Consider the following 12,545-nt stretch of genomic DNA (forward strand, 5'->3'; position numbering starts at 1 on the left):
CTATTTATAAAATTATGAAGTACCAGAATATCAATATTTTTCAGCCTTTGCTTAAGAAGGCCTTTTATGGGTTTATGACACTGGCCTTGAGCATGTTTTTTATGGCTGATGGTGTCAGCCAGCAGTTGGCCTTTCCAGGAGCCGAAGGGTTTGGGAAATACACTTCTGGAGGCCGTGGCGGCGAAGTTTATACTGTTACAAATCTCGATGATTCTGGTGAAGGAAGCCTTCGCCGTGGCGTTGAAATGGAAGGAGCTCGTACTATAGTATTTGCTCTTTCCGGGACGATTGAACTTCGTACAGATTTGACTATCCGAAATGATTCTATTTCAATTTTTGGGCAAACAGCACCAGGGGATGGAATTGCCATAAGTGGCCGTTCAACTGTAATTAGTGCGGATAATGTGATTATTCAGTACGTACGTTTCCGCCCAGGTGATATAGGAACAGGTGATCTTGATGGTTTAGATGCATTGTGGGGAAGACAAAACTCCGATATTATTATTGATCATGTGTCGATGAGTTGGTCGATAGATGAGGTAGGTAGTTTCTATGACAACACGAACTTTACGCTACAGTGGAGCATACTTAGTGAGAGTATGTACAATTCGGTTCACTCCAAAGACGAGCATGGCTATGGCGGTATTTGGGGCGGAGCAGGTGCAACGTTTCATCATAATTTGCTAGCTCACCACACGAGCAGAAATCCACGATTTAACGGAGCTAGATATACCACAAGTCCTGAGACAGAAATAGTAGACTACCGCAACAACGTAATCTATAATTGGGGCTTCAATAGTGCCTACGGCGGCGAAGATGGTAACCATAATATGGTGGCGAATTATTACAAGGCAGGACCAGCAACAGATGATACAGATCGAATTTTAGATGCTGATGCCAATGACGGTTCTGAATGGTATATAGAAGACAATTACGTAGAAGGCTATCCTGATATTACTGCTGATAACTGGGACGGAGGCGTTCAAAATATTACAGAGTTAGAAGAAGACTTAATCAGAGCTATCGAACCTTTTGAAGCTCCGGCTTTAGAATCATTTGAAACAGCTGAAGAAGCATATCTTAGTGTACTTGAATTTGCAGGTGCAACTCTACCGAGAAGAGATACTGTAGATGCACGTATTGTTCATGAAACCAGGACTGGAACGGCTACCTATGGCGGCGGTTCCTATGATGGTGGGGGAGATAATGGAATTATTGATAGTCAGGAAGACGTAGGAGGATGGCCTGAATTATTATCTGCATCCGTACGGATTGATACGGATGGTGATGGCATTCCCGATGATTGGGAAAATGAAAATGGACTAGATCCAGATGATGCTGAAGACGGTAAATCAATTGCCGGAAATGGGTATTCTCATCTTGAAAATTATGTTCACAGCATTCAAACTCAGGGCGAATTTACTCCAGCCCCGGGAACACTTGCTCTGGTATCTCCAGTTGGGAAATCCAGTGTTTCAGTTCAGCCTGAATTTATTTGGGAATCTGCGGTACTAGCTGAAAGCTACGAGTTAGAAATTCGAAACGGAACAAGCAGCTCTGCTGATATCATTTATAAAACGACTGTTCCAGATACCATGTATTTATTCCCTGCCGATACACAACTTGCGGGTGAAGAAACCTATTTCTGGAGAGTTAGAGGAAAGAATGGAACAGGAACAGGGCTGTGGACTGGGTATGAATTTTTCGTGACTGAGATGGTAACATCTACAGAAAACGGAACTGATGAACCTAATGACTTCACTCTATCACAAAATTATCCAAACCCGTTCAACCCAACCACCAACATAAGCTATGGTCTGCCTCAAGCAGCAAAAGTTGAAATCAAAGTATATGATATGGCTGGGCGTGAAGTGGCTGAATTAGTGAATAGAAATCAGTCTGCTGGACGACATACTGTTCAGTTTGATGCTAGTTCATTGGCTTCAGGAGTGTATGTATATAGGTTGACCGCCGTTTCAGGTCAGGCAGCAGGAAACATTATGTACACCCTAACTCGAAAAATGGCATTAATTAAATAAGAATGCCCCTTCAAAGTATTTAAAAGACTGTTTTCAAGGTCTTTTAGATGAAATAATTTTGATTCTTAAGACAGAAAATTGTTAATTATAGTAACAAATTTAACCGGTTAAGTTGTTGGATTATATGCGCATTAAATCAAGTGTTATAGAGAGTTTAGAGACATTGTTTCATTTAAAAGAAGCTGAAAGCGCTTCGAACGTATTAAGGCTAAAAGTTAACTGGATTCAATTCTCTATTGTTTTACTTGTAATGGTTGTATCGCCAATGATTGCCTTGGCTCAAACAGGAATCATCAGGGGAGAAGTTAAAGATGCCGAAAATGGCGAGGCTTTAATTGGTGCAAATGTTGTAGTTCAAGGAACTAGTATAGGTGCCTCTACTGATATCGATGGAAGGTATATCGTACGAGGAGTACCAGCAGGTGCACAAACTATTCTTTTCAGATATTTAGGTTTTGAGTCTAAAGAAGTAGAGGTAACCGTTGAAGAGGGAGAAACGCTTGAGTTAAATATGGAGCTTTCCAGTACTACTATCCAGGGAGCAGAAATTCAGGTTACAGCTCGCCAAAGAGGCCAATCAAGAGCGCTTAGTGAGCAAAGAAAATCAAAGAATATTAAAAACGTAATATCAGCTGAGCAGATTGAAACCTTTGCTGATAACACAGTAACTGGTGCCCTTTCAAGAATCGCAGGTATGGGCCATGGTGGAACCAATATACGTGGTGTGGGTGCAGGTTCAGCAAACGTTACCATGAACGGTCAGCGTATGGGTGCTACCGGAGGAGACCGAAGTGTTGATTTGAGTACAATTTCTGCTGATATGGTTCAGAATCTCGAGGTAATTAAAGTAATTACTCCTGATATGGAAGCGGATGCCCTTGCTGGGGTTATCAATATTAGTACACGCCGGCCAGTAGGTGGGGAACGTGACATGAATATCAGACTTGGCGGTGGTTTTCAAGATCGATACATCCGTCATGCCGGAACCCAGCAAAGAGCCTCTATTAATTATGGTGACAGCCCAACTGATAATTACTCATTTGGAGTGAATTTTAGCTACCAGAAAGATCCATCAGCGAGTGAACTTTTTAGAACTGAATGGGCAAGCAGAACTTTTGAAAGTACAGCTCCAGAAGTAGTAGATATCTTATCTGATGTACAAAATGAGTTTAATTATACTATTCCTGAAAGAATTGGCTCCGGTTTACAGTTTACGTTCCAGCCTACAAATGAGAGTACTTATCATATTGAAGGTATTTTCAATATTCAGAATCAGTCACAGTATCGATATGGGGTTAATTATGAGCCCAGAATGGCTAACTACTCCGAGCCTACCTACACCGGAAACCCGAATGGAGCCAACGATCCAGATGCTGAAAACCAGGGCAGTATAAGTTACAACCCACGTTTAGATGAGTCCACGATCCATCAATATACCGTTCAGGCTGGTGGTCGTCATCGCTTAGATAATATGGACATTGAGTACAAGCTTGGTTGGGGACACGGAAGATTTAGTGAAGATGAGTATCGGATGAGTTTTCAGACAGGTTCAGACCATGAATTTATTTTTAATACTGATAACCGGTGGAAACCGACTGTAGAGGTTGCTCCATGGAGTCGGTTTCCTGGTTATCCTCCTGCAACCGAAATGGATTTTCAGGATATGGATCATCGCGTTAACAGTAATGTTGATAATGATTTTGAAGGGACTTTCGATATTGAAATTCCATACTCTAACGGTTCATTCAAAACGGGTTTAAATGCTTCTTTAACCTATAAGCGCGGTATTGGAGAGCGGTTGCTTAGGAACTACAGCTCAAATCTTGATATCTCAAAGTTTCAGCAAATTGAGAATGCGAACTGGAGTATTTTCAATCGCTCAGGACGTACCTACGAAATCCCTTGGTTGATCGATCTGGATCAGGCAAAAGAATTTTATATAACACAAACACCTCGTTTCCAAACTGATCTTGATGAGTGGGCATTAAGTACTGAAACATCGAAGTACAATGCCAATGAAAATACCTACGCCACCTACTTAATGGCAGATTTTCAAATCGATTGGTTCACCGTTTTAGGGGGGCTTCGTCTCGAATACACGGATAATAGTTACACAGGGCGGGAAAGTGAAATTAGCAGCTCAGGAGTGTTTCAAGGCGCTACTGATATTACAGAGACGAACAGCTATTTCAATCTCTTTCCAAATTTGCAGACCGTTTTTTCCATTAACAATTTTACTAATCTAAGGTTTGCATATTCCCGATCTATTGGACGTCCAAACTTTGGTCAGCTTAATCCCTATGTACAGCGAAATTTTGCTACACGAACTATACAGCGAGGGAATCCTGATCTAAGTCCAATGCTCTCTAATAACTTTGATGTACTTTTTGAGCACTATTTCCTCAATGTTGGGCAGTTTACGGTAGGTCTCTTTTATAAGGATATGAAAGACTTTGTTTTCTCCTCTAATCAAGTTGTGGATTACTCTGCTGACAATAATGATGAAGGACTAACCGGGCGATGGAACGTCAATAGCTTTCAAAACGGTGAACAGGCTACTGTTTATGGAGCCGAGTTTACCTGGCAGCAGAACCTGGAGTTTTTACCAGGAATTCTTGGCAATCTGGGTACCTACGTAAATTACTCCTATTCGCAGTCTATTGCAGATGTTGGCCGAACAGTGAATGAAAGATATACCCACGGCTTAGCTGAATTATTTGAGTTTGTTGGAGGAAATGTAGATCCCGATTACAAATATATAACTCCTCTGGAAGGACAGCGTCCACACATCGTTAATGCGGGTCTCGATTTTACCAAAGGCGATTTCTTTACTCAAATTACGTATCAGTGGTCGGCTGCGGCTATTTCTTCCTATGGTAGTAATGACCAAACTCTCGTTTCTGTCGGGAATGTTTACTACGATCAATTTAATGGAGCAACAAAGGATTTATCTTTCACAGCCAGGTATTGGTTATCGGAAAATTTTCAAGTCTGGTTTGACGCATCGAACATCCTGAATAACCTGGAGCGAGACTACTATTACGAACCTGATTTATACCCTTACACATCTGAATTGAATGGAAGGGAAATTACACTCGGGTTGCGTTACCGACTTTAATAATGAATTTAAAGCAATAAATAATCTCCAATCATACAATGATCAGCACCATATGTATGGGTCGGAGTTTATCAATCTAAGAACAACAACTCTAAAGCGAGTATTATGCAAACATTCGATACTAAGACAAAAATAAAAGGTAGGGGAGATGTTATGTTTAATCTTTTCCGTTTAAAATTATGCAAAGCTTTTAGTGGCATCTTTTTAGCAGTAATGATGACAACATTCATGGCCGTAGATTCATTTGCCCAGCCAGGTGAAGGCTATGTTATCAACGAAGATGATTCACTGGCTCTTGTAGCTTATTATGAGTCAACAAATGGTGATCAATGGATTGATAACTCTGGTTGGCTCACTGATGCCCCCGTTTACTCTTGGGTTGGTATTGAAGAGGTAGCCAACGTAGCTGGCGATGGAGAGCCTGCTGACTGGCGTGTAACAGTGATTGATATGCCTAGAAATAACATGACGGTTCCTGGTCCACTTCCAGCGGACTTGGCAGATCTTGAATTTCTTGAAGATTTTAAGGCAGATGTGAATTTACACATTGGAGGATTACCACCAGAATTAGCTACTCTTGACAGACTTCAGTTCTTATTGGTGCGAACCAACCTATTCACTGGAACAGTTGATTGGGATGTGTTTTCTCAAATGGAGTCTATGCAGCAATTCCGAATTCGTCAGAACTACTTTTCTGGCCCTTTACCTCAAACTTTAGGTGGTAATGGTTCTTGGCCCGCACTTACTCGTCTATATGTAGATGACAATCGTTTTACTGGACAAATTCCTGAAGTTCATTCAGAATTGACCACATTAAATCGTGTTTATTTCCATAATAACAGGCTAACCGGACCGATTCCAGATTGGTCAAGTCTTGAAGGTATGGAGTATTACCGTATTGCGAACAATGATCTTGAGCCAGGACCGATTCCAGAATGGATATTTGACTCTTGGGGTGAAACACTGATTCGTTTCCAAATTCAAAATACCAACCGAACAGGTTCTCTTTCTCCGAAACTTGCCCAAATGGAAGCACTTGAGCAATTTATTATTGGGGGCCAGGGAGACACTATTGGTGAGGGCGAAACAACGGACGATATACCGGATCTATCAGTGATGCCTAGCCTGAGAAGAATTAACTTCTATGGCGGTGGATGGACAGGTGGACTTCCTACATGGGTTGGTGATGTTGCTAATCTTGAAGACGTCCACTTCGCAAATATGAATATTACAGGTACTATCCCAGCTGAATGGGCAAATGCCGATTTAATTAATATTCACCTTGAAGACCTTAACATTGAAGGCGGACTACCAGCAGCATTTTCTGTTGTGAATAGTATCCAATCTATCGTACTCATCGACAATCCAAACATGACAGTAGGTGAAATTCCTGATTGGATCGGTGGAAGCATTGGAAACGTAACTGAGCTAGTACTTGAAGATGTTGGTGTAACAGGGGATATCTCTAACAATAACCTGATTAACCTTCAACTTGAATCCTTGAATCTGAGTGATAATCCTGAATTAACAGGATCTTTACCAAGCTGGTTTGAAACTAAAAATTGGAGCTTACTTGAACTTTCCAGAACTGGAATTGGGATCAGTTCAATACCATCATGGTTAGGAGACCAGGATAATCTTTCTTACTTAGGTTTAGGAGGATTAGGACTTGAAGGCGAAATACCATCATTTTTCGGTGAAGGTTTGATTGCTGTAAATCTAACCACTTTAGCACTTGATGATAACAACCTTACAGGAAGTATCCCTGCTTCTTTAGGAAATACAATTCAGCTTGATTCCCTTAACCTATCAAACAATCAGCTATCGGGCGACATACCTGCCTCACTTGCTGATGCAGGACGAGTAACTGATGACCTGAGCGTTCTAGGTGCTCTGCAGCTTTCAGGGAATGCAGACCTCTCCGGAGAGCTGCCAATTGGATTGACAGATGCTACTTTCATGAGAGTTCTAGAGTACGATGGAACTAATATCTGTGAGCCAAGTGACGGAGCTTTTGAAACATGGATTGATGGAATTCCAGATTTTGCAGCTGAAAGCTATCCAATAGCCTATTATTCAGTATCAAGAACAAACGTCTCATGTGGAACGGTTTCTGTAGAAAATGATGGAACCCCGAATAAGTTCCAGTTACAACAGAACTATCCGAATCCATTTAACCCAACTACAAGCATTAAATACGAGATTCCTGAAGCAGCAACTGTTTCGCTTACCGTTTACAACATGCTTGGACAAGTAGTAGCTACTCTGGTTAATGACTTTAAAGCTGCAGGTAATTATGAAGTGAATTTTGATGCTTCAAACTTTGCAAGTGGAAGTTATATCTACCGGCTTGAAGCTGGAGATAGAGTCTCTACTCAACAGATGATGCTGATTAAATAGAACTTTAGTCATGATGTTGTTGAGCTTTAATCATCTCAGCAATTCTAAAAAGATCACCCGTATAGTTCGAAAAAGCTATACGGGTTTTTTTTAGTAACACATATTATTTTAATAATAAAAATCACACATCTTCTCATGAAATTAGATTATCGGTTTTATTTACTACTACCCGTTATTGTTACTTTAGTTCTTTCTGGAGTCTTCACTGGTGGTCACCTGGTATCATGGGGTGGGGATAGAAGTGAACAGGTTTCTAAAACTCCATCTGGAGAAGACTTTATAGATATTTCAGCCGGATACTTGCATAGCGTTGCCCTAAAAAAAGATGGAAGCATTTATGCTTGGGGATCAGACGGTGATGGTCAAGTTTCAAAAGCTCCAAAAACTAAAAATTTCACAGATGTAGCAGCCGGAAGCAATCATAGCGTTGCTTTGACTGAAGAAGGCACCGTTGTTAGCTGGGGATGGGATTATTCGATAAATGAAGAATATGCAAGGGGTACCATACCCAAAAGAAATGGATTTGTAGCAGTTTCAGCAGGCGGTAACCATAGCCTTGCCTTACATGAAGATGGAAGTATACATGCATGGGGATGGAATACAAATGGCTTAATAAGTGATACTCCTGAAGGAAATGATTTTGTGGCTATTTCTGCAGGTACCTACCACAACTTAGCTCTTAAGGGTGACGGAACGGTAGTAGCTTGGGGAGACGACATGTTTGGTTCAGTTGATGATACGCCAACGGATAAAAATTATACCGCAATTTCAGCAGGAGCCCGTCATAGCCTTGCACTCAGAAAAGATGGAAGCATTGCGGCATGGGGCTGGGACCTAAAAAAAGAAGTAAGTTCAACACCAACCGAAAACGGTTTTACATCTATTTCAGCGGGTTATTCCCATAGCATAGCACTTAAAGAGGATGGTTCATTAGTAGCCTGGGGGTGGGAGCGAAACGATGAGGGACAAATCAGCGAGCTACCAGAGGGTAATGGATTTACTCGAATTTCTGCCAGTGACTTTCATAACCTGGCGATACGCTCTAATTAAAACCTTAAACTTTGCCTGATGTGAAAGCGACCAGACTACTTCTAACTATACTATTTACCACAGGTATTTCTCTTCATTCTGGTTCTCTTCAAGCTCAACAATCCGTTTCACTTTGGCCTGAAGATGAACTTCCAAACTCAAAAGGATTATCTATTCAGGATAGTGTGAAGAACGACCGCATATATCTCAATAAATATCCGGAGATGTATAGCTTTCATCCCGCAAAAGAAGAAAATAGTGGAGCGGCCGTTTTGATTTTTCCCAGTGGAGGCTACCATCATTTAACGTATGATCTAGGCGGCTTTCAGCTGGCTAAGTGGTTCAATACGCTCGGTGTCCACAGCTTTGTGGTTAACTACCGGTTACCTCTTTCACCCGACCTGGTTAAGCGAGAAATTGCTCCTTTACAAGATGCTCAAAGAGCAATGCGATTAGTACGTTCAATGGCCGAAGAGCTTGGAATCGATCCTGACAAAATTGGAGTGATGGGGACCTCAGCTGGAGGTCATCTGGCATCCACTATCGGTACCTTTCATGAAGATGTTTCCGCTTTTGGTGACTCACTCGATCAATATTCTTACCGGCCAGATTTTATGGTGATGATTTCTCCGGTAATTACATTTGGTGAGTATGCGCATGAGGGGAGTAGGATGAACCTTTTGGGCGAAAACCCGTCACCCCAACTCATAAACAAATATTCAACAGAGCTGCAGGTTGATAAGGATACACCACCGGCTTTTCTGGGACACGCCGCAAATGATGAATCGGTTCACCCGATGAACAGCATCATTTTTTACGAAGCGTTGCTACAGCACGGGAATACGGCTTCCAGCCTGCATATCTTTCCGCAAGGAGGACACAGCATTGGGCTTGTAGGAAACCCCGGTTCAACACAAATGTGGTCGGATTTATGTGAGGCATGGCTTAAGGAATCGGGTTTTATAGAGTGAAATTGTATTCATTCAGAATTCAAATCACACAAAAAAGCCTCAGGCACATTTAAGCACCTGAGGCTTGGATCTACTATGGGAAACAGTTTACCAGGCCTGAACCTCTGGCGATTCTTTAACGATATCTTTCGTTAAGCCATCCTTAAATTCAATTTGATTATTAGGGAAGTCATCTGTGAAAATTGCTCCGGTATGACGTCCTTGAAGAGTAAAAGGCTTTCCTGAAACTCCATCATTTAGAGTCAGGTTATTAAGGAATATTTCATATACATCTTCAGCAATCATCGCTTGCTCTTCAGAGTTAATGGTTACATTCGTCATCTTCAGTCCCTTAACACGCGTTATTCGAGCTCCTTTTTCAGAATTAATGACGTTGATGTTTTCGAGGTGAATATTTTCGAGCCATTTTTCTGGAAGACCTACAAGTTCAATCGCAGTTGGTACACCGTCAATTTCCACATCTTTAATATGGACGTTTCTCATTAGAGGAGAAGGACCTGTAACTCCAGGGCCTGTATAAAACGTATTAAAGTTTATAGCCTGATACGTGATATTTCGCATCTTTATATTTTCGATGAAGATGTTTTCGACGACATTACCACGTCCACGTTCGGTTTTAAATCGAATGCCTCGGTCACTTCCATCAAAAAGGGCATTGTGGACATAAACATTTCGGATTCCTCCCGATGTTTCACTTCCAAATACAACGCCTCCACTTCCTGTGCGAACTCTTCGGGCTTCAAAATTTCTAACTACTACGTTTTGTGTAGGAATGTTGATTTCCAATGCCTCTTCATTGAGCCCGGATTTGAGCACAACGGCATCATCGCCCGTTTCAAAATGATTATACTCAACAAGTACATCCTGTGAGGAATCAAGAACTACACCATCCCCATTTGGAGCTTTAAGACTATTGATATTTACTCCACGAATAATAATTCGCTTGCTATAGATCATATGCAAATTCCACATAGGAGAGTCAAGCATTGAGATATCTTCAATTAAAATATCCTCGGACTCCCAAAAAACAACAAAACTGGGACGCATACCTTCCATTCCTGAACCCTTTCCAAAGTCTCGCCTGGATAAAGGTACTTTTGAGGCCGCAGCTCGGGGTGGAGTACCATGCTCTTCATACCATTCCCACCAGTGATCAGCCTGAGCATTTAGAAGCCCTGTTCCCGTGATCGATACGTTCTTCACTTTGTATGCATAGATCATAGGAGAGTAGTTGTAGGCTTCTACACCTTCATGGCGCTGCCTTACAACCGGCAAATAATCTTCTTTATCAGTACTGAATAATACTTCTGACCCTTCAGCTAAGTGAAGATCCATATTACTTTTAAGGTGAATAGGACCTGTAAGCCATTTTCCCTTTGGAATGAGAATTTGCCCGCCACCAGCTTCCGCTGCAGCCTCAACAGCCCGATGGATGGCATCCGTATTTTTGAAGTCTGAAGATTCATCCATAGTCTGAGCGCCATAATCCCGAATGTCAAATACCTGATCAGGTATTTCCGGGCGCTCCAATTCAGCCATTTCGAAAGGTGCATCCATTGGCGCAATATTCTCAGGTTTTTCTCCCATCTGAGCAAAGGCCGTTGCTGGAAATATAATGAGAAGTAAAAGTATAGATACTTTTGTTAAAGCTTCTTTTAATGCGTGGGTATAACTCATAGTAAATACGTTGGGCATGGTTAGGACTTTTAGGTTAAATGGTTTTGGACTTCAGGTAATGTCTTCATCAAGTATCCAAGAGCCATTTTTGGTTGAAGAAATATCAGATTATAAGACTGGATTAATCATTTAAACCAATTTTAAGTTACCGGTTAAATTATATATATTAAAAAGCGGTTTTGCAACCGTTGGAGTCAAAAAGTGGATGTTAATCAAATACTGAAAGTGGGGTGCTAAATCCATTGCTTCAGGATTAAGGTTTACATTTACTTTCGGAGCTGCTTCAACACTTGCTGTAATTTAAGGATGATAAGAAATGAGGTCAGATCATTAATAACGAACAGCTGTTTAAGTATTATGCGTTATTGTCAGATCTCAAAAGTTATTTTAAAGGAATCCCATACCAGCTTAACGAATACAAAATAATCCCTTTTCAATTACTTACCTTCAGTTGGTTTTTTATAGCCGAATTGAATGATCATTTTAAAATAGATAAAGATAATAATGAACTATATAGAAAAGCTTTTCTCACTCAAAGGTAAGGTAGCAGTTGTTGTTGGGGGAAGTGGAGAACTAGGGGGAGAAATGTCATTCGCCCTTTCCCAGGCAGGGGCCAAAGTTGCAGTATCGTATGCCGGCAATAAGGAAGGAGCTACCGAACAAATTTCCCGTATTGAAAGCGCTGGTGGAACAGCAATGGCATGTCAGATAAATGCCATTAGCGAGGACTCAATAAAGTCAGCTATTTCGAAAGTGATTGATGAATGGGGGCACATAGATATTTTAGTGAATGCTCCGGGAGTTAATTCCACTACGCCTATTATGGATATCACCGAAGAAGAATGGAATAAAATACTTGATATTAATTTGAAAGGCGCATTTCTGACGAGTCGTATTGTAGGTGAACATATGATTGAGAGGGGTGAGGGGGGAAGTATCATTAATATCTCTTCTGCATCTTCAGATATCCCTCTTTCTAAGGTATTTACATATAGCATTTCGAAAGCTGGAATGAATAATATGACTCGCTTCTTAGCTCGCGAATGGGCCCCGCATGATATCAGGGTTAATGCTATTATCCCCGGATTCTTCCCAGCAGAACAAAACAGGGAAATTCTTACGGAAGAACGAACGGAGTCTATATTTGGTCACACTCCTATGGACCGATTTGGTGAAGCAGAAGAACTTTCGGGAGCCGTGGTATGGCTGGCTTCAAAAAATGCTTCCTCTTTTGTGACCGGGTCTATGGTGACCGTTGATGGAGGCTTCACCGCAACAACAATCTAAAATCAGTAATAGAATCTGCGTCAC

General features: G+C 41.3%; 7 protein-coding genes. 6 read left to right on the forward strand and 1 reads right to left on the reverse strand.

Annotated features, from left to right (window positions below; all coding sequences use genetic code 11):
* Nucleotides 1–14 precede the first annotated feature (14 nt).
* The 5 genes from CL667_13715 (at nucleotide 15) to CL667_13735 (ending at nucleotide 9,557) form a co-directional block, all read left to right on the forward strand.
* Nucleotides 15–2,039, forward strand: coding sequence for a hypothetical protein (locus tag CL667_13715; GenBank protein ID MAL18755.1), 2,025 nt, complete (start codon nucleotides 15–17; stop codon nucleotides 2,037–2,039).
* A 124-nt stretch (nucleotides 2,040–2,163) separates the two neighbouring features.
* Nucleotides 2,164–5,157 (forward strand): hypothetical protein, encoded by a 2,994-nt coding sequence (locus CL667_13720; protein MAL18756.1) that lies wholly within the window; start codon nucleotides 2,164–2,166, stop codon nucleotides 5,155–5,157.
* Nucleotides 5,158–6,039: 882 nt separating this feature from the next.
* On the forward strand, nucleotides 6,040–7,557 hold the full coding sequence (locus tag CL667_13725) for a hypothetical protein (GenBank protein MAL18757.1): 1,518 nt from the start codon (nucleotides 6,040–6,042) through the stop codon (nucleotides 7,555–7,557).
* A 135-nt stretch (nucleotides 7,558–7,692) separates the two neighbouring features.
* Nucleotides 7,693–8,607 (forward strand): hypothetical protein, encoded by a 915-nt coding sequence (locus CL667_13730; protein MAL18758.1) that lies wholly within the window; start codon nucleotides 7,693–7,695, stop codon nucleotides 8,605–8,607.
* A gap of 65 nt (nucleotides 8,608–8,672) precedes the next feature.
* Nucleotides 8,673–9,557: a pectin acetylesterase gene (locus CL667_13735; GenBank protein MAL18759.1), complete on the forward strand. Its 885-nt coding sequence runs from the start codon at nucleotides 8,673–8,675 to the stop codon at nucleotides 9,555–9,557.
* Between the two features lie 87 nt (nucleotides 9,558–9,644).
* Here the strand turns inward: CL667_13735 and CL667_13740 are convergent, their stop codons facing one another.
* A complete protein-coding gene (locus CL667_13740) occupies nucleotides 9,645–11,252 on the reverse strand; it encodes a glycoside hydrolase (GenBank protein ID MAL18760.1) in 1,608 nt (535 codons plus the stop codon).
* 486 nt (nucleotides 11,253–11,738) lie between these two features.
* On the opposite strand from CL667_13740, the gene CL667_13745 reads away from it, so the two are divergent.
* Nucleotides 11,739–12,521 (forward strand): gluconate 5-dehydrogenase, encoded by a 783-nt coding sequence (locus tag CL667_13745; protein ID MAL18761.1) that lies wholly within the window; start codon nucleotides 11,739–11,741, stop codon nucleotides 12,519–12,521.
* Nucleotides 12,522–12,545 lie beyond the last annotated feature (24 nt).

This window comes from Balneola sp., from assembly GCA_002694685.1.
GTDB lineage: Bacteria > Bacteroidota > Rhodothermia > Balneolales > Balneolaceae > Gracilimonas.